General features: G+C 70.5%; 21 protein-coding genes. 12 read left to right on the top strand and 9 right to left on the bottom strand.

Going from position 1 to position 21596, the window contains the following annotated elements; translation table 11 throughout:
- Positions 1-83: 83 nt before the first annotated feature.
- The 8 genes from STRTU_RS24120 (at position 84) to STRTU_RS24085 (ending at position 6776) form a co-directional block, all read left to right on the top strand.
- Entirely contained in the window at positions 84-917 is an 834-nt protein-coding gene (locus tag STRTU_RS24120) for a helix-turn-helix domain-containing protein (RefSeq protein WP_159746078.1), read from the top strand.
- On the top strand, positions 899-1189 hold the full coding sequence (locus STRTU_RS24115; protein WP_159746076.1) for a DUF397 domain-containing protein: 291 nt from the start codon (positions 899-901) through the stop codon (positions 1187-1189). The genes STRTU_RS24120 and STRTU_RS24115 overlap by 19 nt, the downstream gene beginning before the upstream one ends.
- A 241-nt stretch (positions 1190-1430) precedes the next feature.
- The gene (locus STRTU_RS24110; protein ID WP_159746074.1) at positions 1431-2861 is read left to right on the top strand and encodes an ATP-binding protein; all 1431 of its coding nucleotides are present in this window, start codon (positions 1431-1433) and stop codon (positions 2859-2861) included.
- Complete coding sequence (locus STRTU_RS24105; RefSeq protein WP_159746072.1) at positions 2861-3289, top strand: roadblock/LC7 domain-containing protein; 429 nt, start codon at positions 2861-2863, stop codon at positions 3287-3289. The genes STRTU_RS24110 and STRTU_RS24105 overlap by 1 nt, the downstream gene beginning before the upstream one ends.
- Entirely contained in the window at positions 3286-3648 is a 363-nt protein-coding gene (locus STRTU_RS24100) for a DUF742 domain-containing protein (protein WP_159746070.1), read from the top strand. Before STRTU_RS24105 ends, STRTU_RS24100 begins: the two co-directional genes overlap by 4 nt.
- Before the next feature lie 28 nt (positions 3649-3676).
- Positions 3677-4255, top strand: a complete 579-nt coding sequence (locus STRTU_RS24095) for a GTP-binding protein (protein ID WP_159746068.1) — start codon at positions 3677-3679, stop codon at positions 4253-4255.
- On the top strand, positions 4252-5625 hold the full coding sequence (locus tag STRTU_RS24090) for a cytochrome P450 (RefSeq protein ID WP_159746066.1): 1374 nt from the start codon (positions 4252-4254) through the stop codon (positions 5623-5625). The genes STRTU_RS24095 and STRTU_RS24090 overlap by 4 nt, the downstream gene beginning before the upstream one ends.
- On the top strand, positions 5541-6776 hold the full coding sequence (locus tag STRTU_RS24085) for a cytochrome P450 family protein (RefSeq protein ID WP_159746064.1): 1236 nt from the start codon (positions 5541-5543) through the stop codon (positions 6774-6776). Before STRTU_RS24090 ends, STRTU_RS24085 begins: the two co-directional genes overlap by 85 nt.
- Positions 6777-6869: 93 nt before the next feature.
- Here the strand turns inward: STRTU_RS24085 and STRTU_RS24080 are convergent, their stop codons facing one another.
- From STRTU_RS24080 to leuA, 3 genes are all read right to left on the bottom strand, one after another.
- A complete protein-coding gene (locus tag STRTU_RS24080) occupies positions 6870-7577 on the bottom strand; it encodes a TerB family tellurite resistance protein (RefSeq protein ID WP_159747187.1) in 708 nt (235 codons plus the stop codon).
- A gap of 260 nt (positions 7578-7837) precedes the next feature.
- Positions 7838-8899 carry an SGNH/GDSL hydrolase family protein gene (locus STRTU_RS24075; protein WP_246241136.1) on the bottom strand — a complete coding sequence of 354 codons (1062 nt, stop codon included), beginning with the start codon at positions 8897-8899 and terminating at the stop codon, positions 7838-7840.
- 187 nt (positions 8900-9086) lie between these two features.
- Positions 9087-10865, bottom strand: coding sequence for a 2-isopropylmalate synthase (gene leuA, locus STRTU_RS24070; protein ID WP_159746062.1), 1779 nt, complete (start codon positions 10863-10865; stop codon positions 9087-9089).
- 326 nt (positions 10866-11191) lie between these two features.
- Here leuA and STRTU_RS24065 point away from each other — a divergent pair, with 326 nt between their 5' ends.
- From STRTU_RS24065 to STRTU_RS24050, 4 genes are all read left to right on the top strand, one after another.
- Positions 11192-12280, top strand: coding sequence for a M4 family metallopeptidase (locus STRTU_RS24065; RefSeq protein ID WP_159746060.1), 1089 nt, complete (start codon positions 11192-11194; stop codon positions 12278-12280).
- Between the two features lie 110 nt (positions 12281-12390).
- Positions 12391-12657 (top strand): protealysin inhibitor emfourin, encoded by a 267-nt coding sequence (locus STRTU_RS24060; RefSeq protein ID WP_159746057.1) that lies wholly within the window; start codon positions 12391-12393, stop codon positions 12655-12657.
- A 94-nt stretch (positions 12658-12751) separates the two neighbouring features.
- Positions 12752-14125 (top strand): GH1 family beta-glucosidase, encoded by a 1374-nt coding sequence (locus tag STRTU_RS24055; protein ID WP_159746055.1) that lies wholly within the window; start codon positions 12752-12754, stop codon positions 14123-14125.
- Positions 14122-15393, top strand: coding sequence for an MFS transporter (locus STRTU_RS24050; RefSeq protein WP_159746053.1), 1272 nt, complete (start codon positions 14122-14124; stop codon positions 15391-15393). Before STRTU_RS24055 ends, STRTU_RS24050 begins: the two co-directional genes overlap by 4 nt.
- Before the next feature lie 55 nt (positions 15394-15448).
- Here the strand turns inward: STRTU_RS24050 and era are convergent, their stop codons facing one another.
- The 6 genes from era to STRTU_RS24020 form a co-directional block, all read right to left on the bottom strand.
- The gene (gene era, locus STRTU_RS24045; protein WP_371873649.1) at positions 15449-16396 is read right to left on the bottom strand and encodes a GTPase Era; all 948 of its coding nucleotides are present in this window, start codon (positions 16394-16396) and stop codon (positions 15449-15451) included.
- A 157-nt stretch (positions 16397-16553) separates the two neighbouring features.
- The gene (locus STRTU_RS24040; RefSeq protein ID WP_174878978.1) at positions 16554-16934 is read right to left on the bottom strand and encodes a cytidine deaminase; all 381 of its coding nucleotides are present in this window, start codon (positions 16932-16934) and stop codon (positions 16554-16556) included.
- A 362-nt stretch (positions 16935-17296) separates the two neighbouring features.
- Positions 17297-18640: a hemolysin family protein gene (locus tag STRTU_RS24035; protein ID WP_159746047.1), complete on the bottom strand. Its 1344-nt coding sequence runs from the start codon at positions 18638-18640 to the stop codon at positions 17297-17299.
- A 13-nt stretch (positions 18641-18653) separates the two neighbouring features.
- Positions 18654-19151, bottom strand: a complete 498-nt coding sequence (gene ybeY / locus STRTU_RS24030; RefSeq protein ID WP_159746045.1) for an rRNA maturation RNase YbeY — start codon at positions 19149-19151, stop codon at positions 18654-18656.
- A 94-nt stretch (positions 19152-19245) separates the two neighbouring features.
- On the bottom strand, positions 19246-20250 hold the full coding sequence (locus tag STRTU_RS24025; protein ID WP_159746043.1) for a PhoH family protein: 1005 nt from the start codon (positions 20248-20250) through the stop codon (positions 19246-19248).
- A 185-nt stretch (positions 20251-20435) separates the two neighbouring features.
- Positions 20436-21581 (bottom strand): carbohydrate kinase family protein, encoded by a 1146-nt coding sequence (locus STRTU_RS24020; RefSeq protein ID WP_159746041.1) that lies wholly within the window; start codon positions 21579-21581, stop codon positions 20436-20438.
- Between the last annotated feature and the right edge of the window lie 15 nt (positions 21582-21596).

Here is a 21596-nt window from a genome sequence, read left to right as displayed (position 1 = left end):
TGCAGTCAGAGCGTGACGGTACGGAACTACGCTGGGCAAGGGCACCGCCACTGCAACGGGTGGGCAGAGAAAGGACGTACGTCATGGCCAACGCTTCACGACAAGCCGCCTGGGAATTCTGGGGCACGGAGCTCAAGCGGCGCCGCGAGGACGCGGGATTAACCCAGGAGGCACTGGGCCACGCGGTCTTCGTGTCCGGCGGCTACATCGGCCAGTTCGAGCAGGCGATCCGGAAGCCGCAGTTGGATGTGGCGACGCGGATCGATGAGGTCCTGCAAACCGATGGCTTTTTCGAGCGGACGTGGCGGAAGCTGATCGATGACCAGCGGTACCCGGATTACTTCGCGGCAACGGCGGAGCTGGAACCGCTGGCCACGAAGATCTGTGAGTTCGAGTCGATGATCGTGCCCGGCTTGCTGCAGACAGCGGCGTATGCGCAGGCGCTCACACTCGCGAATAACCCGTTCGCGACCGACGCGCACATCGAGAAAACGGTTCACGCCCGCCTGGATCGGGCGATCATCCTCAAGCAAGCTACGCAGCCCTTGTATTGGGCAGTGCTGCATGAGGCCGTACTACGGGTACCGGTAGGCGGACCGGACGTAATGGCCGAGCAGCTGGCGCACATCACGAGGCTCGCACGCGAGAGGAGGATCCTGGTTCAGATCCTCCCCTTCACGGCAGGGGCGTGCACCCTCATGGGCCGCATGCTGACGCTCATGGAGTTCGAGGACGCCCCGCCAACTTCCTATACGGAAGCTGTGTATTCGGGGAATCTGCTGGACGATCCAGCCGTGGTGAAGCGTCTACAGCAGGACTACGATCTGCTCAGGGCCGCCGCGCTGTCGCCGGAGGCGTCCCGGGCCCTGATCGAATCGGCGGCGGAGGACTACAGACAATGCGTGAGTACGACCTGAGCGCCGCCCGCTGGTGTAAGAGCAGCTACAGCGACGGCAACGGCGGCAGCTGCGTCGAGGTTGCCCACGACTTCCCCGGCGCCGCGCTCTGGCGCAAGAGCAGCTACAGCGACCAGAACGGCGGAGACTGCATCGAGGTCGCCCACGACTTCCCCTGCGTCGTCCCCGTCCGTGACAGCAAGGACCCCCACGGGCCGGCGCTCGTCTTCCCGGCTGAGGGATGGAACACCTTCATCGGCGCCGTCAAAAACTCGCATTTCACCGGCGTCTGATCCGCTTTCACCGACTGCACACAACAGGCACACAAAGGCCCCGCCATCCCACTGGATGACGGGGCCACATCACGTTATGGTCCAGGTCATCGTGGGCGGAAGACGACCTTCCGCACTTCTCAGTCGCCCTGTGGAAGCGGCCCTCACGGCACGTCAACTGCCCGGTAGCATCCGGTGAAGTTCGGCCACACACACCGCCGTGAAGGCCGGCCGATCCCGTCAGTACCAATTGAGGATCCCGATGACATCCATACCGGAGGCGCTGTTGTGGTGCCTCAGCGCAGGTACGGCCGCCGCCGTGGTCCTGGCGGCGCTCTCGATCCGTGCGCGCAGGCAGCGCGTGGACCTGAGAACGCGCCTGTCCGCCGCTGAGGAACAGAACAGCGCCACGCTCCACAGCAATACGGAGCTCACGGCCCGGCTGCGCGCCACCGAGGCCGAGATCCGGCATCTGGCCGGTACCCGGCTCCCCGAACTGACGCTGGCGCTGGCCCATCCGCATGTGCCCGTACCGGGGCTGCTGGACGCGCGGTTCGCCGCGTCGGAGACTGACCAGGCGCTGAACTCCGTACTGGAGCAGGTCAGCGACGCGATCACCAAGGAGCGGGCGCGGGTGGACGCCGCCGCCCAGTCCACCGTCCGCGGCGCGACCACCACCATCCAGGCGCTGCTCTACCAGCTCCAGTCGGCGCTGCAGGAGATGCAGCACCGCTACGACGACCCGAACGTCGCCCAGGATCTGCTGAACGCCGACTTCCTCAACGAGCAGGCGCTGCGGCGTATTCAGGCCACCGGTGTCGTGTGCGGCGCCTGGCCGGGGCTGACCCGCGAGGACTCCTACCTCGCCGAGCTGGTCGTCGGCGCCACCTCCCGGCTGCGCGGCTACGAGCGGGTGAACGTCAGCAATCAGCTGCGTGACCCGATCGCGGTGGTCGCGCGGGCGGTGGAGCCGATCGCGATCGTGGTCACCGAGCTGCTGGCCAACGCGCTGCACCACTCGCACCGTGAGCTGCCCGTCACCATCACCCTCCAGCAGGGCAACCGCGGCGCCTCGGTCATCGTCGACGACTACGGCGTCGGCATGCACAGCGACGAGATCAAGGCGGCGATGGAGCTGCTGGCGGGTGACCAGGATCTGCTGCTGACGCAGCTCGGTGACCCGCCGCGGTCCGGGTTCGCGGCGGCCGGTCAGCTGGTGCGCCAGTACGGCTTCGGGGTGCATGTCGAGCCGTCCCCGTACGGCGGGGTGCGTGCCGTCGTGTACATCCCGGGTGACCCGCTGCTCACCGTCCTCGACGAGAGCGCCCAGCCGATGTCCGTGATGGCTCCTCAGCCGCACCGTGCCGCGGCACCGGACCGTTCCACGATGCCGGCCCAGGCCGCGGCCCCCGCGCCCGCGCCCGCCGCGGAGCCCGCCCCCGCCACGCAGCCCGCGCAGCCCGCCGCCTCGTACGAGGCACCGGCCCCGCAGGCCGAAGGGGAACTCCCGCGCCGCCGGCGCCGTAAGCCCGCGTCCGAACTCGACGAGAGTGCCGCGCGCACCGAGCCGGCCCCGCCGCGCTCCCCGGAAGAGACCGGAACCCGCTGGGCCGCGCTGCAGCGCGGTACCGAATCCGGCCGGGCAGCCGCCCAGTCAGAACCCCCTCGCAGTCCCGAAGGGAACTCCCAGTAATGAACAGCCCTGCCCGCCGCCGTGTCGCCGAGGACAAGTCCTGGGTGCTGGAGCCTCTTTTGGAGTTGCCGCATGTGATTCACGCAGCCGTCATCTCCGGCGACGGATTCATCGAGGGGGCCTCGCCCGGCCTGAAGCGGGACTCCGCCGAGGGGGTCGCCGCGATGATGTCCGCGCTGCAGGGCGCGGGCCGTGCGGTCACCGCGGCGTTCGCCGAGAAGACCGACACCCGGCTGCGGCAGACCGTGATCGAGTCCGATGAGGGTTTCGTCTTCGCGATTCCGGCCGGTGAGAACACCTGCCTGGCCGTCTTCGCGGACCCGGAGGTGAACATGGGTGTGGTCGCGCACCATATGCAGGTCCAGGTGACGACCTTGGGCAACAAGGTCATGAACAGCCGGGCGCGGGACGTCGGTAACCCCGTATGACCCCGCGCCAGAGCAGCGGCAGGCGCCTCGTACCGGCCTATCTGGCGACCGGCGGACGCGCCCGGCCCAGCCGCAACACATTGGACCGGCTCACCCTGCTGCACAGCGTGGGCATGCCGATCACCAGTGAGGTACGCCCGCAGGAGCACCGCATCCTGGAGCTGCTGCAGCCCGGGGCGCTGTCTCTGGCCGAGGTCGCCGCCCACCTTCACCTGCCCGTGAGCGTGGTGAAGGTGCTGGTGGCCGATCTCGTCGACGCCGGGCGGCTGCACGCCCGTGCCCCCATCCCCGAAGCCGAGCAATTCGACCGACACATCCTGGAGAGGGTTCTCGATGGACTCCGCTCTCTCAAGTCCTAGCCCCGGCACCGGCGCGAGCACCGGCAGCATGTACCTCTCCGGCGAGGACCAGACACTGGTCAAGCTGCTGATCGCGGGACCGTTCGGGGTCGGCAAGACCACCCTGATCCGTGCGCTGTCGGAGACTCCGCCGCTGCACACCGAAGAGGTCATGACCCAGACGGGCGCCTCCGTCGACGATCTCGCCGGAGTACGGGAGAAGACCACCACCACCGTCGCCATCGACTTCGGGCGGCTGACCCTGCCCGGGGATCTGGCGCTGTATCTGTTCGGCACGCCCGGACAGAAGCGCTTCCGCCCTCTGTGGGAGGACATCGCCCGCGGCGCACTGGGCGCCCTGGTCCTCGCGGACACCCGCCGGCTGGCGGACTCGTTCGAGGTGATGGACATCGTCGAGGAGGCCGGGCTGCGCTACGCGGTCGCGGTCAACACCTTCCCCGACGCGCCCGAGTACAGCCCTGAGAAGCTCCGCGAGGCCCTCGATCTGCACCCCGAGACGCCGCTGGTGATGTGCGACGCCCGCGACCGGGAACAGTCCGTCGACGCGCTGATCGCGCTCGTCGGGCACGTCCTGGCCCACACCCCCGAGGAGAATCCGAACCCGTGACTTCCCCGCACCAGCCGGGAGCCGCACCGCCACCGGGCTGCCCGGCGCACGCCACCGCGTATCAGCATGCCTCCGCCGACACCCAGGCGCCGGTGAAGCTCTACGGACCGGACTTCGCCGCCGACCCGCACCGGTTCTACGCAGAGCTGCGCCAGTACGGCGCGCTGGCCCCGGTCGAGATCGCGCCGGAGGTGACCGCGATGCTGGTCACCGACTACCGGGCGGCCCTGGAACTGCTGCATGACGACGCCACCTGGTCCAAGGACTCCCGTGAGTGGATGACGACCGTCCCGGCGGACTCACCGGTCATGCCGATGTTGATGTGGCGCCCCAACGTCTTCTACGCCGACGGGCCCGCGCACGTCCGCTACCGGGATGTGATCGTCGACAGCTTCAAGCTGGTCGAGCCGCATGAGCTGCGGGCCCGTGTGCACCACGCCGCGGACACCCTGATCCAGCGTTTCGGGGCGCACGGCGAGGTCGATCTGATCGGCGAGTACGCGCGGCTGATCCCGCTGCTGATGTTCAACAACCTCTTCGGGATGCCGGATTCCTACAGCGACCGGCTGATCGAGGCCATCGCGGGGATGCTGGACGGCACCTCCCCCGAGGAGGCCAAGGCCGCCAACGACGCGTTCACGAACTACATCATGGAGCTGGTCGGCTCCAAGAAGGCCGAGCGCGGCCCCGACCTGACGTCCTGGTTCATGGACCACCCCAACGCGCTCACCGACGAGGAACTGATCCACAACGTCATCCTCACGATGGGCGCGGGCAACGAACCGCTGGCCAACCTCATCGGCAACGCGCTGCAGCGGATGCTGTCCGACGACCGCTACTACCACACCCTGTCCGGTGGCGCGCTGACCGCGCACGACGCCATCCACGAGGTGCTGTGGAACGACCCGCCGCTGACGAACTACTCCGCGCACTTCCCGGTCCGTGATGTCTTCTTCCACGGCACCTGGGTGCGCAAGGGGCAGCTGGTGATGGTGTCGTACGCGGCCGCCAACAGCCAGTTCGACACCACATCGCTGGGGTCGCCCGGTGCGGGCGGCGGCTCACACCTCGCCTGGGCGGCCGGGCCGCACGCCTGTCCCGTGAAGCGGCATGCGCTGCTGATCGCCACCACGGCGATCGAGCGGCTCACGGCCTGGCTCTCCGACATCGAACTCGCCGTCGATGCAAGCGCGTTGCAGTGGCGCAACGGCGCGTTCCACCGTGCCCTCGTCGCGCTCCCGGCCCGCTTCACCCCCATCACTCCCGACCAGGCAGGAGCTACGCCGTGGCACAACAGGGACAGCAGCCCTTCGTCATCGACCCGGTCGGAAGCGATATCCACGGAGAGGCCACCCGCCTCCGCGCACTAGGCCCGCTGGCCCGGACCGAGCTGCCCGGCGGTATCGAGGCGTGGTCGGTCACCAGCCACACCCTGCTCAAGCAGCTGCTGACCGACGACCGGGTCTCCAAGAACCCCCGGGACCACTGGCCGGAGTGGCAGCGCGAAGAGATCCGCGGCAGCTGGCTGCAGTCCTGGATCGGCGTCACCAACATGTTCACCGCGTACGGCGCCGATCACCGGCGGCTGCGCAAGCTGATCGCCCCGGCGTTCACGGCCCGCCGTACGGACGCCATCCGGCCGCGCGTGGAGAGCATCACCGCGGCGCTGCTGGACGAGCTCGCCGCGCACCCGACGGGCGAGCCCCTGGACCTGCGGGAGCGGTTCAACCATCCGCTGCCCCTGCAGGTCATCTGCGAGCTGTTCGGCTTCCCGGAGGGGGAGAAGCGGGTCGAACTCGCCCGCCTCGTCACCGCCATCATGGACACCACGGCCACCCCGGAGCAGGCCGGAGCCACCGGCGCGGCCGTCCACGCGCTGCTCTGCGACCTGGTCGCCGCAAAGCGGGAGAACCCCGCCGACGACCTCACCAGCCTGCTGGTCTCCGCGCGGGACGACGAGGGCCGGCGGATGACCGAACAGGAGCTGCTGGACACCCTGCTCCTTGTCATCGGGGCCGGTCACGAGACCACCGTCGACCTGCTCGGCAACACGGTGCACGCCCTGCTGACCCACCCCGACCAGCTGGAGCTGGTGCTCTCGGGCCAGGTCTCCTGGAACGACGTGATCGAGGAGACGCTCCGCTGGGCCCCCAGCATCGCCGCGCTCCCGCTCCGCTTCGCCGTGGCGGACATCGAGATCCCGGACGGCCCGACCATCCGCAAGGGCGAGGCGATCCTCCCGGCGTACGCGGCGGCCGGCCGGGACGCGGCGTTCCATGGCGACACGGCCGACGCCTTCGACATCCGGCGCACCCACCAGGAGCACCTGGCGTTCGGCCACGGCGTCCACCACTGCATCGGCGCCCCGCTGGCCCGTATGGAGGCCCGGATCGCCCTTCCGGCTCTTTTCGCCCGCTTCCCGGAGATCCAACTGGCGGTTTCGGCGGAGGAGTTGGAGCCCACGAGCGGCTTCATCTCGGGGGGTTTGCGCGAGCTGCCGGTCCGCCTGACCACGGCGTGACCGCGGCCTGAACCCCGGCCCGCCGCTCCGGCATCCGACCCCGTCACCCCCTGCCCGGGTGGCGGGGTCCAGCGCTACCTGGGGCCGGGCCCCTCAGGACGGCGTACGCGCCGCCGCCAGCAGCCGGTTGATCTCGGCGGGGCGCAGCATCAGGGCGCTGCCGACGGTGCTCAGCACCTCGCGTTCGGCGGGGGTGTAGGAGCCGTCGGCGAGGGCGATGCGGGCGCCCTGGAGGAGGAGTGATTCCCGGCCCGCCGGGGCGAGGTGCGGGGCGAGCGGCTCCAGCGCCTCGTGGAGCTCTATGGCCAGTGCGGTGCCGCACGGGTCCAGGCCCTGGTGGCCGAAGTGGCCGCCGGTGGCCGCGTCGTAGGTGCCGGTGAGCCGGCCGGTGTCGGCGGCGAGGGCGGCGAGCAGGGTCAGCAGTTCGTCCTCGGAGCAGTCCGCGAAACCGGCCGCGCGGACCGTGTCCACGGCGGTGTCACGGACCGCGCGGGAGGAGGTGCCGCCGGCGGCCAGCAGGGCGAGGGTGACGGTGTGGACGGCGTCCCTGAGCATCGCGGAGAAGCGGAGGGTGGTGGGGTGGTCCAGGGCGTCCGGGCCGAAGTGGCCGTGGCAGGCGGAGCACTCCAGGACCGGTCCGGCGGCGCCGCGGGAGAGGAGCGGCAGGCCGAGGACGGTGAGGCGGCGGCGGCCGGTCCGGCGGCGGTAGTTGCGGTCCCCGCCGCAGTCCGGGCAGAAGAACTCGCCGTCGGCGACGGTCCGCCAGGACGTGCGCACGCCCATCACACACATCTTGTGCATCACGTCAGCCCTCCGTAACCCACCCGTGCCCCTCCGGACACGAGAGATACCCCCATGGCCCCCTCGTCGCATTGGACGTGATGTTAGCCACATGTGTGATGCGCCGTCAGCACCTCATACCGGACAACTGGCCGGATGCCGAAGGACCCCGCCCGCTCCCCAGGGGGCGAGGCGGGACCCTTCGGCACCCTGACAAGGCCGGACCGCGGCCCGTACGCCGAGGTCGGCGCCGGTGCGGGGTCAGCGGCGGTCCGGCGGCATCAGCCCTGCGGGGGTGTCAACAACCCGGCGGGCGTCACCCCGCCGCGCTGGAGGACCTTGGCCACTTCCCGAGCCTGGTTGTCCAGACCGCGGGCGTTGGGGTGGACCAGGGTGCACGCCTCACCGGTGCCGGGGATCTCGTTGCACAGCTCGGTCGGCGGGTCGGTCTGGTCGCCGTCACCGGTGAGGTTGTCGCGGATGCCGTACATCCACTTGGTGTCCCCGCTCTTGCACACGCCATGGGCGACGCTGGGCCCGTAGGTGTCGACGTAGGTGGCGTTCTCGTGGTCGGAGTGCCGGACCAGCAGGTCGTTCAGGCGCCGTTCGAGCCCGTCCAGCCAGGGCATATCGCCCTTCTTGGTACTGCCGAGCTGGTTCCAGTGCAGGAAGGTGCAGCCGGAGCTGTCCGGAACGATGGCGGGATAGCCGACGACGGCGACCCTGGCGTGCGGCGCGGCCGCGTGGATCGCCCGCATCATGCGGCTGAAGTCGGCGTCGAGTTGTGCGAAGCGGTCCGCCAGCCAGGGCGCCCCGGAGCCGCTGCCGGTGTAGTGGTCGGTACAGGGCTTGGTCTTCAGGGGCTGGGTGAGCCCGAGTTCGAGGCATTTGGCCAGGATGGTCCCGAAGCCGAGGGAGTTGCCGCCGATGCCGACGGTGACGATGTCGGTGTCCTGGGACAGCGCCTCCAGCTGCGGCGGCAGTTCGGGCCAGCCGCCCTCGGGCGGGACCGTCGGCGGCCCGAGGATCTTGTGGGACGGCTGGGGCTCCAGAATCCCGTCGACGACCTCGGCCGCTCCGCAGGTCACGTCCCGCAGCCGGTAGTTGAACCGCTCCGCCAGCTGGTGGGGGTAGTTGCGGTACGAGCGGCCGCAGCCGTCGCTGGCGTCCCACGGGCGGACGAACACCCCGGCGCTGTAGGAGTCGCCGAGCGCCACGTACTCGGGACGGTCCGCGGCCGGTGCGCCGGACGCCGCGGGGGTGAAGGCGGAGGCCACGACGGCGAGCGAGGCGGCCGCCGCGACGGCCAGCCGGGTGAGTGCGGGCATGCGAAATCTGGTCATCTGCACGTCCTTGGTGTCCGCGCCGCGGCCGGTCCGACGAGCGCCAATCACCAAGCGTACGGAATCACTCACTCACAGTGACGTGAGTGGAGTTCAAACCCCACCTTCAGGTGGCGGGGTCGCACAACGGCGCCCCCGCGGCTCGACGAACGAGCCGCAGGGGCGCCGGAGATGGCGGACTACCGGGTCAGCGGCCCGCGCGGTTGACGGCGGAGACCACGGCCTTCAGCGAGGCGCGCGTGGTGTTGGCGTCGATGCCGATGCCCCACAGCACCTTGTCGCCGATGGCGCACTCGATGTACGAGGCGGCCAGCGCGGAGGCGCCCTCGCTCATGGTGTGCTCCTGGTAGTCCAGCAGCCGCGCGTCGATGTCCATGCCCTGCAGCGCGTGGAAGAACGCGGAGATCGGGCCGTTGCCGGTGCCGACCAGTACGGTTTCCGCACCGTCCACCTCGGCTTCGACGGTGAGCGTGTCGATGCCGTCCTTGTCGGTGGTGGTCTGGCCGTTCTTGACCTGGATACGGCCCCACGGGTTGTGCGGGTTGGGCAGGTACTCGTCCTGGAAGGCGGACCAGATGGCGGCCGGTGTGACCTCGCCGCCCTCGGAGTCGGTCTTCTCCTGGATGATCCGGGAGAACTCGATCTGCATCCGGCGGGGCAGTTCCAGCTTGTGGTCGTTCTTCAGGACGTAGGCGATACCGCCCTTGCCGGACTGCGAGTTGACGCGGATGACGGCCTCGTAGGAGCGGCCGACGTCCTTGGGGTCGATAGGCAGGTACGGGACCGCCCACTCGATGTCGTCCACGGTCTTGCCGGCGGCGGTGGCCTCGGCTTCCATGGCGTCGAAGCCCTTCTTGATGGCGTCCTGGTGGGAGCCGGAGAAGGCGGTGTAGACCAGATCGCCCGCGTAGGGGTGGCGCGGGTGGATCTCCATCTGGTTGCAGTACTCGCTGGTGCGACGGATCTCGTCGATCTGCGAGAAGTCGATCTGCGGGTCGACGCCCTGGGAGAACAGGTTCATGCCCAGCGTCACCAGGTCGACATTGCCGGTGCGCTCGCCCTGCCCGAACAGACAGCCCTCGATGCGGTCGGCGCCCGCCATGATCGCCAGCTCGGCGGCGGCGACCGCGGTGCCCCGGTCGTTGTGCGGGTGCACGGACAGGCATACGTGCTCGCGCCGGGACAGGTGGCGCGCCATCCACTCGAAGCGGTCGGCGTGCGTGGACGGCGTCGAACGCTCCACGGTGGCGGGCAGGTTCAGAATGATCTCGCGGCCCTCTTCGGGCTGCCAGACGTCGCAGACCGCCTCGCAGACCTCCAGCGCGAAGTCCAGTTCGGTGTCGGTGAAGATCTCCGGGCTGTACTGGTAGCCGAAGATCGTCTCGTCGCCCAGGATCTTGTCGGCGTACTCCATGACCAGCCGGGTGCCGTCCACGGCGATCTGCTTGACCTGCTCCTTCGAGCCGCGGAAGACGACCCGGCGGAAGGTGGGAGCGGTGGCGTTGTACAGGTGCACCGTGGCGCGGTGGGCGCCGCGCAGCGACTCGACGGTGCGCTCGATCAGCTCCTCGCGGGCCTGCGTCAGGACGGAGATCGTCACATCCTCGGGGATCGCGCCCTCTTCGATGATCGAGCGGACGAACGCGAAGTCCGTCTCCCCGGAGGACGGGAAGCCGACCTCGATCTCCTTGTAGCCCATGCGCACCAGCAGATCGAACATCTCGCGCTTACGGGCCGGCGACATCGGGTCGATCAGCGCCTGGTTGCCGTCCCGCAGGTCGGTCGACAGCCAGCGGGGGGCGACGGTGATGCGGTTGTCGGGCCAGGTGCGGTCGGGGATGTCGACCGCCTCGTAGCGGCCGTAGCGGTGGACCGGCATTCCGGAGGGCCGCTGGAGCTGCGTCGCGTTGGTGACCGGGGTGCGGCGGCCGACGGCATTGCCTGCGGGGCTCGACGGATTCGTCATGGTGCGTAGGGCTCCTCGTATGTCCGCTGGGGGTCTCCCTGCTCCGGAAGGGCGAGGGAGAGGCCGACGGGGCGATAGATCGCAACACCGAACTCCGCGGGGAGGGGGTCGGCCTACGACTACAGGCCCTCGCCGCGGCAGCTAAGGAGAAGCAGCCCGAAACGCATGATGCACAGCACCCTAACCGAGGTACGCCCTGTCTGGCGGTCGCGTATCAGTATGCGGGACCGGACGGACGTTACGGCCTAAATGCGACCAACCACACTTTCATGGGAATCTTGGACGCAGGCAGTGACAGCCGGATTACACAGTGCCACCGTTTGTGCATGGACCTCAACGACGCGCAGCCAGATCCCGCCACCTGCCACACGCCCGTCTTCTGCACGATCATCCCGCCGCACATCCTGGACAACCTGGCCCAGTCCGACGACCCGGAGCGCCACGAACCGGCCCGCCGCACCCTGGAGCACGACCACGTACGGCGCACCGAGCGCCGCGCGATCGCCGCCCGCGGCGGCCTCACGCCCGGCGAGCCCGGAGCCGCCGACGACAAGCCGAACCGCACCATCTACGACGCCCGCCACCGGGAGGATCTGCCCGGCAAGAAGGTCCGCAGCGAAGCCGACGGCCCCTCCAAGGACACCTCCGTCAACCGCGCCCACGCCGGTCTGGGCGCGACCTTCGAGCTCTATCTCAAGGTCTACGGCCGCAAGTCCATCGACGGCGCCGGTCTGCCGCTCAATGCGACCGTCCACTACGGCCGGCGGTACGACAACGCCTTCTGGGACGGCGAGCGGATGGTCTTCGGCGACGGTGACAACGACCTGTTCAAGGACTTCACCATCCCCGTCGACGTGATCGGCCACGAGCTCACCCACGGCGTCACCCAGTACACCGCCAACCTCACCTACGAGGGCCAGCCCGGCGCCCTCAACGAGTCGGTGTCCGATGTCTTCGGCGTGCTGATCAAGCAGTACGCCCTCGGCCACACCGCCGACCAGGCCGACTGGCTGATCGGCGCCGACCTCCTCGGCCCCAACGTCACCGGCAAGGCGCTGCGCTCGATGAAGGCCCCGGGCACCGCGTACGACGACGACGTCCTCGGCAAGGACCCGCAGCCCGCCACCATGAAGGACTATGTCCGCACGACCGACGACAACGGCGGCGTGCACATCAACTCCGGCATCCCCAACCACGCCTTCTACCTGGCCGCCACCGCCATCGGCGGCAAGGCATGGGAGCGCGCCGGGCAGGTCTGGTACGACGTGCTGACCGGCGGCAAGCTCACCAAGGACGCCACCTTCGCCGACTTCGCCGCCCTCACGATCAAGGCCGCCCAGGCCCGCTTCGGCGCCGGCGACGAACACGAGGCGATGGTCAAGGCCTGGACACAGGTCGGCGTCACCACGAAATAGCGGCACCGCGGTGCCCGGGGCGGGAGGGTTCGGCAGCGCCTTCCGCCCCGCGCACGATTACCGTGGCCTTACGGGGTAGGAGTCCGTCGAAGACGTCGGAGGAGTCCGTTATGCGCATTCACGTCCATCGCACCGGAGGCTTCGCGGGCGTCGACCGCCGCGCCGAGGTCGACACCTCGGGCCGCCCCGACGCCGATGACTGGCAGGACCTGGCCAAACAGGCCGTCGCCACCGGCCGCACCGAGCCCCCCGTCGGGGTCCCGGACGGCTTCAGCTACCAGATCACGGTCGACGGCCGCACGGTCTACTGCTCCGACCCGCGCCTCACCAAGGAACAGCGCTCGCTGATCACAAAGGTGATGAAGGAAGGGGCTTAGGAGCCTCCGGCACGCCTTATGGGGCCGCCCGGGTCAACTCCCGGGCGGCCCCGACCTCTTGACAGTGTTACCGCCGGTTACAAAGATCCGGTTCATGACAACCGAGCCGGTGCCCGCCGCCCTGCCCCGCTTCCCCCATGACTTCGTGTGGGGGGTGTCCACGTCCGCCGCGCAGATCGAGGGGGCGGTGGCGGACGACGGGCGGGGGCGGTCCGTGTGGGACGCGTTCGCGGCGGAGGCGGGGCGGATCAAGGACGGGTCGGACCCGTGGGTGGCGACCGGTCATTACCACCGGTACCGGGAGGACGTGGCGCTGCTCCAGGAGCTCGGGGTCGGGGCGTACCGGTTCTCGGTGGCCTGGCCGCGGGTGGTGCCGGACGGGAGCGGGGCGGTCAACAAGGCCGGGCTGGACTTCTACGACCGGCTGGTGGACGCGCTGCTGGCGGCGGGGATCGCCCCGGTGCCGACGCTCTTCCACTGGGACACTCCACAGGCGCTGGAGGACGGCGGCGGGTGGCTCGTCCGGGAGACGGCCGAGAAGTTCGCGGCGTATACGGACGTGGTGGCCGAGCGGCTCGGGGACCGGGTGCAGCGGTGGATCACGCTCAATGAACCGGCCGAAGTGACCTTGCTGGGCTACGGGCTGGGGCAGCATGCGCCGGGGCGGCAGCTGCTGTTCGACGCGCTGCCCGCGGCACATCACCAGCTGCTGGGGCACGGCCTCGCCGTACAGGCGCTGCGGGCCCGCGGAGCGACGAACATCGGGATCGCCAACTCGCACGGGCCGACCTGGACGGCGAGCGCCTCGGAGGCGGACACCGCGGCGGCCGACCTCTACGACCTGTTGCTCAACCGGCTGTTCGCGGAGCCGGTGCTGCTGGGGCGCTATCCCGACGAGGAGCTGGCGGCCCTGCTGCCGGGGCCGGTCGCCGAGGATCTGAAGGTCATCGCGCAGACGCTGGACTGGTACGGGATCAACTACTACCAGCCGACGCTGGTGGGCGCCCCCGGGGCCGGGGGAACGGCCGCGGCCGACTTCGGCGGCACCCAGCTACCGCCCGAACTTCCCTTCGCGCCAAGGGAGATCGAGGGCTATCCGCGAACCGACTTCGGCTGGCCGGTGGTGCCGGAGGCGCTCACCGAGCTGCTGGTGACGTTCCGGGAGCGCTACGGCGACCGGCTGCCGCCCGTCGTGATCACCGAGAACGGGTGCTCGTACGAGGGCATCGAGGACGGCGAGCGGATCGCGTTCCTGGACGGGCATCTGCGGGCGCTGCACGCGGCCATGGCGGCCGGGGTGGACGTCCGCGGGTACTTCGTCTGGTCGCTGATGGACAACTTCGAATGGGCGGAGGGGTACGCACGGCGCTTCGGGCTGGTGCACGTGGACTACGCGACGCTGGAGCGGACGCCCAAGGCGTCGTTCCACTGGCTGCGTGACGCCCTCCGGGCACAGGCCCGGGGATGAGCCGCCCCGCCGCTCCGGAGGCGCTCAGGGAGCCGACGGAGCGCGCCGGGCGCGGGTGGACCGCCGCGCTGTCGCTGGCCAACGGGGCGATCTGGGTCGGGTGGTACGGGCCGCTGCAGATCCTGCTGGCCCTGCAGGCCGCGGAACTCGCGCCGCCGGGCACGGCGAAGGAGTCGGTGCTGGCCTGGGTGACGGGCGCCGGGGCCGTCGTCTCCATGGTGTCCAACCCGCTGTTCGGGGCGCTGTCGGACCGTACGGCCTCGCGGTTCGGGCGGCGCACCCCGTGGATCCTCGCGGGGGCGCTGGGCGGGGCCGGGGCGCTGGTGCTGCTGGCCGGGGCGGACACGGTGCCGGGGATGGCGCTGGGGTGGTGTCTGGTGCAGCTCACCCTCAACGCGGCGTTCGCGGCGGTCACGGCGGCGGTGCCCGACCGGGTGCCGCAGCGGCAGCGCGGGGCGGTGGGCGGCTGGGTGGGCGCCGCGCAGATCCTCGGGGTGGTGGCCGGGACGGGGCTGGCGACGGTCGCGGGCGGTGCGGGTGGGAGCGCGGGCGGTGTGGTCGCGGGCTATCTCGCCTGTGCCGCTTTCGTGGTGCTGGGCGCCGCGCCGTATGTGCTGCTGCACCGGGACCCGGTGCTGCCCGCCGACCGGCGTCCGGCGCTGCGCCTGCGGGCCCTGCTCGCCGGGCTCTGGATCAACCCCCGCCGCCACCCCGACCTCGGCTGGGCCTGGCTGACCCGGTTCCTGATCAACCTCGGCAACGCGCTGGCCCTGCTGTACTTGCTGTACTACCTGCGGGATGTGCTGCACCACCCGGACCCCGGCGGCGGGGTGCTGATGCTCACCGCCGTCAACGCCGTGACCCTGCTCGGCACGGTCGTCGTCGGGGGCTGGTGGTCGGACCGGGTCGGGCGCCGCCAGCCGTTCGTGCTGTGGGCCGGGGTGCTGATGACGGTGGCGACCGGGCTGCTGGCCGGGTGGCAGACCTGGCCGGGGGCGCTGTGTGCCGCGGCGCTGCTCGGGGTCGGCTTCGGCGTCTTCACCTCCGTCGACTTCGCGCTGATGACGGAGGTGCTGCCGGCCGCCGCCGACCGCGGCAGGGACCTGGGCCTCATCAATATCGCCAACGCGCTGCCGCAGGTGGCCGCCCCGGTACTGGCCGCGCCGATCGTGCGGCACCTCGGCGGCTACCGGGTGCTCTACGGCGTCGCGGCGGCGGTCGGGCTGGTGGGGGCGTTGTTGGTGCGGCGGATCCGGGGGGTGGCGTAGGGCCGGCGGGCTCCGGGGCGTGTCCGGATCCTCGTGGCCGGGGGCCGGGCCGGGCTCAGAACCCCAGCTTGCGGAGCTGCTTCGGGTCGCGCTGCCAGTCCTTGGCGACCTTGACGTGCAGATCCAGGAAGACGGGCGTGCCCAGCAGCGCCTCGATGTGCTTGCGGGACTTCATGCCGACCTCCTTCAGGCGCTTGCCCTTGGGGCCGATGATGATGCCCTTCTGGCTGGGGCGCTCGATGTAGACATTGGCGTGGATGTCCAGGAGCGGCTTGTCCGCCGGGCGGTCCTCGCGCGGCAGCATCTCCTCGACGACCACCGCGATGGAGTGCGGCAGCTCGTCGCGCACGCCCTCCAGCGCGGCCTCACGGATCAGCTCGGCGACCATGACCTGCTCGGGCTCGTCGGTGAGGTCGCCCTCCGGGTAGAGCGGCGGGCTCTCGGGCAGCATCGGGACCAGCAGGTCCGCGAGCAGCGACACCTGGGCGTCGCCCACCGCCGAGACCGGGATGATCTCGGCCCACTCGATGCCCAGCTCCTTGCCGAGCTGGTCGATGGCGATCAGCTGGGCGGCCAGCGCCTTGGAGTCGACCAGGTCGGTCTTGGTGACGATGGCGATCTTGGGGGTCTTCTTGATGCCGGCCAGCTCGCTGGCGATATAGCGGTCACCGGGGCCGATCTTCTGGTCGGCGGGCAGACAGAAGCCGATCACATCGACCTCGGACCAGGTGGTGCGCACGACATCGTTCAGCCGCTCCCCCAGCAGCGTGCGCGGCTTGTGCAGACCAGGGGTGTCGACCAGGACCAGCTGGGCCTCGGGGCGGTGCACGATGCCGCGGACCGTGTGGCGGGTGGTCTGGGGGCGGTTGGAGGTGATGGCCACCTTCGTGCCGACGAGCGCGTTCGTCAGGGTCGACTTGCCCGCGTTGGGACGGCCGACGAAGCAGGCGAAGCCCGCGCGGTGCGCGGTGGAGGACTCGGTACGAACGCTCATGGCGCCCATTCTCCCCGATCCCGGGCGCGCCTCCGACCATCCCGGCCCGGAGACGCCCCGGAGCCGGCCCGGAGACGACCCGGAGATCGCCGGGGTGGGCGCGAGCGGTCCGGGGCGGCCCCCGGTTCGGGCCGGCCGCCCCGTACGCCGCCTACGGGGTCCCGGCTCAGGCCGGTGTCCCGCCCGCCGGGACGGTGCCGCGCAGGGTGCCGTCGGGGCCCGCGACCAGCACGGGCGTACCGGGGCCGCCGAGGTCCCGTACGGCCGCGCGGTCCGCGTCGGCGGCGCCCTCGGCGTCGGTGACCACGGCCGCGGCCTCCAGGGACGTGGCCCCGCTGGCGACGGCCATCGCGACGGCCGTCTGCAGCGCGCTGAGCTGTAGCGAGTCCAGGGCGACGGTGCCGGCGACATAGGTGCGGCCGGTCTCGTCGCGGACGGCGGCGCCCTCGGGCACGCCGTTACGGGCCCGCGCCGAGCGCGCGAGCGTGATGATCTTGCGGTCTTCGGGGTCCAGCGGTGCGGCTTCGTCGCTCATACGGGCGAGCATATGCGGGGCGGCGGAGGGCGGCGCCAAGGGGCGGCCGGACCTCGGGCGGCGCGCGGCGCGTACTCGCTTATGACTTCGGCCGCGGAAGAAGCCCGCGGCCGAAGAAGAAGGTGGCTGCCCCGGTCCCCCGTCGCCGGGGCAACCTGCGTTACAAGATTTCTCTCACGCATTGCGGTCACGCGTTTGCGGCCGCCTGAAGATCCTTCCATGGCGCCCGCCACGGAATCCAGCTCCCCCGGATATGACTTTCAGAACATTTCTGCTGCACTGGAGATCAGTAGCCACTCGGAGTGCGACCGGAGTGCGAATGCGGGAAATATTCCCGACATCGCCAGGAATTACGCGGGGAATTCCCCGGATGTTCAGCCGGCGGCCCGGCCGCCCGCCGACGGCTCCTCGGCGGCGCTCGCACCCGCCGGCCGCACCGGCTCGCACAGCACCGTAATGATCTTGTTCCGGCGGCCGGCCGGAGACTCCGCGGTCAGCCGCAGCGCCTTCAGCCCCGGGTCGGAGGCGTCGTAGGAGAGATCGACCTCGGCGGTGGCACCGGCGATCGGGACCCGGCCGAGGAGCTTGGCGAGCAGTCCGCCGACGGTCTCCACGTCCTCGTCGTCCAGCTCGGCCAGGCCGTACAGCTCGCCGAGGTCGCCGATGTCCAGCCGGGAGGTGACGCGATAGCGGCCGTCACCGAGATCCTCGACGGGCGGGAGTTCCCGGTCGTATTCGTCGGTGATCTCGCCGACGATCTCTTCCAGAATGTCCTCGATGGTGACAATGCCGGCGGTGCCGCCGTATTCATCGATCACCACCGCGACATGATTGCGGTCCTGCTGCATTTCGCGCAGCAGATCACCGGCATTCTTGGTGTCGGGGACGAAAACGGCGGGGCGCATGGCCGTGGACACCAGCTCGGTCTCGGCGTCCCGGCTGATGTGGACCTTGCGCGCCAGGTCCTTCAGGTAGACGACACCGACGATGTCGTCCTCGTTCTCGCCGGTCACCGGGATACGGGAGAAACCGGAGCGCAGCGCGAGGGTCAGCGCCTGGCGGATGGTCTTGAACCGCTCGACGGCGACCAGGTCCGTGCGCGGCACCATCACCTCACGGACGAGGGTGTCGCCGAGCTGGAAGACGGAGTGCACCATCCGGCGCTCCTCGTCCTCGATCAGCGACTCCTTCTCCGCGAGGTCCACCAGGGAGCGCAGCTCGGCTTCGGAGGCGAACGGGCCCTTACGGAAACCCTTGCCGGGGGTGAGGGCGTTGCCCAGGAGGATCAGCAGCTGCGGGATGGGGCCCATGATGCGGGCCAGCGGCAGCAGGACGTAGGCCGCGGCGGTGGCGGTGTTCAGCGGATGCTGACGGCCGATCGTGCGCGGCGAGACGCCGACGGCGACATAGGAGACCAGCACCATCACCGCGATGGCGACGGTCAGCGCCTCCCACGTCGCGTCGAAGGAGCGCAGACAGGCGTAGGTCACCAGGACCCCGGCGGCCATCTCGCAGCCGACCCGCACCAGCAGGGCGACATTGAGATAGCGGGTGGGGTCGGCGGCGACGGCGGCGAGCCGGGCGCTGCCGCGGCGGCCGGAGCGGACGGCTTCCTCGGCCCGGAAACTCGTCGTCCGGGCCAGACCGGCCTCCGCACAGGCGGCGAGCCAGGCGATCACGACGAGCAGGACCGCGACCGCGATCAGCTGGGTGGTCATCGGAGCCGCCCCGTCAGGTCACGGTGGGCGCCGGAGAGGGGCCGGTCAGACCCCGCTCGGCGCGCCAGCCGTCGACGATCGCCGCCTGCAGACCGAACATCTCGGCCTTCTCGTCCGGCTCCTCGTGGTCGTAGCCGAGGAGGTGGAGCACCCCGTGGACGGTGAGCAGCTGCAGCTCCTCGTCCATGCTGTGCCCGGTCGGCGCCTCCTCGCCCTGCTTCTTGGCGACCTCCGGGCAGAGCACGATGTCACCGAGGAGGCCCTGCGGGGGCTCCTCGTCGTCCTTGGCCGGCGGCCGCAGCTCGTCCATCGGGAAGGACATGACATCGGTCGGTCCCGGCAGGTCCATCCACTGGAGGTGGAGCTGCTCCATGGCCTCGGCGTCCACGACGATCACGGACAGCTCGGAGAGCGGGTGGATACGCATCCGGGCGACGGCGAAGCGGGCGACATCCAGGATGGCCTGCTCGTCGATCTCCGTGCCGGACTCGTTGTTGACGTCGATGGACATGGGGGCGTTGCTTCTCGCTTCTCGGGCCCGGCCCGATGGTTGCTTGGACCGCGGGTCGTGCACCCCGGCCGGCCGGGGTGGCCGGCCGGCGGGCTCACGAGCCGTTGCGGCTGTCGTACTTCTCGTAGGCGTCGACGATACGGCCGACGAGCTTGTGCCGGACCACGTCCTGGCTGGTGAGCAGGGAAAAATGCACATCGTCGACGCCGTCCAGGATCTCCCTGACCTGGCGCAGACCGCTCTTCGTCCCGCCCGGGAGGTCGACCTGGGTGACATCGCCGGTGATGACGATCTTCGAGTCGAACCCGAGGCGGGTGAGGAACATCTTCATCTGCTCGGGGTTCGTGTTCTGCGCCTCGTCGAGAATGATGAAGGCGTCATTCAAGGTCCGGCCGCGCATGTACGCCAGCGGCGCGACCTCGATCGTCCCGGCGGCCATCAGGCGTGGGATGGAGTCGGGGTCGAGCATGTCGTGCAGCGCGTCGTACAGGGGGCGCAGGTAGGGGTCGATCTTCTCGTAGAGCGTGCCGGGCAGGAAGCCGAGCCGCTCACCGGCCTCGACCGCGGGGCGGGTCAGGATGATGCGGTTGACCTGCTTGGCCTGCAGCGCCTGGACGGCCTTGGCCATGGCGAGGTAGGTCTTGCCGGTGCCGGCCGGGCCGATGCCGAAGACGACGGTGTGCTCGTCGATGGCGTCGACATAGCGCTTCTGGTTGAGGGTCTTGGGCCGGATCGTCCGGCCGCGGTTGGAGAGGATGTTCTGGGTGAGCACCTCGGCGGGTGTCTCGCTCACCGCTCCCTCGCCGTCCTCCGCCGCGCGGAGCATGGCGATGGACCGTTCCACTGCGTCCTCCGTCATCGGTTGTCCGGTGCGGAGCACCAGCATCATCTCGTCGAAGAGGCGCTGGATGAGGGCCACTTCCCCGGCGTCTCCGACAGCGCTGACCTCGTTGCCCCGGACGTGGATGTCGGTCGCCGGGAAGGCTTTTTCGATCACGCGCAGTAGGGAGTCACCGGATCCCAGGACCGTCACCATCGGGTGTTTGGCCGGGACGGTGAACTGGGCGCGCGCCTGCGGTTGCGTGGGTGTCTGAGTCATAAGGCGGCTCGGTGGCCTGCTCAACCCCCATCCTTTGCTAATTAGGTGCCTGCCTGCACTCGACTCCTTGGGATACAAGAGTACGACGGAGCACTGACAAGCCCGAGGGCTTTTCCTGCCGGGGCGGGGCCGGGGTGGCCGGACGCGCCGGCCCGGTCCCGCGGCGGCGCAGGCCGGGCCGCGGCTCAGGCCGGGCGGCGGAAGCCGATCGTGGGGACCGCGCGGGCCAGCGGCGCGGGCCGGTACGCCGCGGGCAGCACCTCGTCCAGGAAGGCGTACTGGCGGCGCATGACACCCGGTGCGCCCGCCTCGTAGGCCCGCACCTGCTGCCACCAGGCGGCGATCTCGGCCCAGCCGGGCGCGGACAGCGAGCCGCCGAATTCCTGCACGGACAGCGCGGCGGACAGCCCCGCGAAGGAGAGCCGGTCGGCCAGCGGCCAGTCTGCCAGCGTGCCGGTGACGAAACCGGCGACGAAGACATCGCCGGCGCCGGTCGGGTCCAGTGCCTCCACGGCGATCGCGGGCACCTCGGCGCTCTCGCCCGTACGCCCGTCCACCGCGTAGGCGCCCTCGGAACCCAGCGTGACCACGGCGAGCGGCACCAGATCGGCGAGCTTGCGGGCCGCGGCGCGCGGGCAGTCCGTCCGGGTGTAGCGCATCGCCTCCTCGGCGTTGGGCAGAAATGCCTCGCAGTGCTCCAGGTCGGCGAGGTCGGCGGGGTCCCAGCGGCCGCTGTCATCCCAGCCCACGTCGGCGAAGATGCGGCTGCCGCGGGCCGCCGCGCAGCCCAGCCAGCCCTCCCGGCGGCCCGGTACCAGCGAGGCGACGCAGGCGCGGGTCGGCGGCGGGCAGCCGGGGGCGTGCTTGCCGTCGAAAGCGAAGTCGGGCGGCGGCGCCTCGTGGCCGTGCGACACCATCGTGCGCTCGCCCTCGTACGCCATGGAGACGGTGACCGGGGAGTGCCAGCCGGGGACGGTGCGGGACAGCGCCAGATCGATGCCCTCGCCCTCTTCGAGCGCTTCCCAGCAGTACTCGCCGTAGTGGTCGTCGCCGAAGGCCGCGGCGAGCGAGGTGCGCAGCCCGAGCCGGGCCAGTGCGGTGGCCATGTTGGCGACGCCGCCGGGGCTGGAGCCCATCCCGCGGGCCCAGGACTCGGTGCCGCGGACCGGTGCGGAGTCCAGGCCGGTGAAGATGATGTCCAGGAAGACCGTGCCGGTGAGGTAGACGTCGGTGCGCGGATCGCCGTCGGCGCGCACCCCGGCCAGCGGATCGAGGACGGCCGGCACCGCGGCCGGGCCGGCGGGCTGCGGGTCTTCACGTCGGCTGCTCACCGTGCTCGCTCCTCT

The organism is Streptomyces tubercidicus (genome assembly GCF_027497495.1).
GTDB classification, from domain to species: Bacteria; Actinomycetota; Actinomycetes; order Streptomycetales; family Streptomycetaceae; genus Streptomyces; species Streptomyces tubercidicus.
Note: the sequence above shows the minus strand (reverse complement) of the source record. Positions and strands in the feature narration are given on the sequence as shown.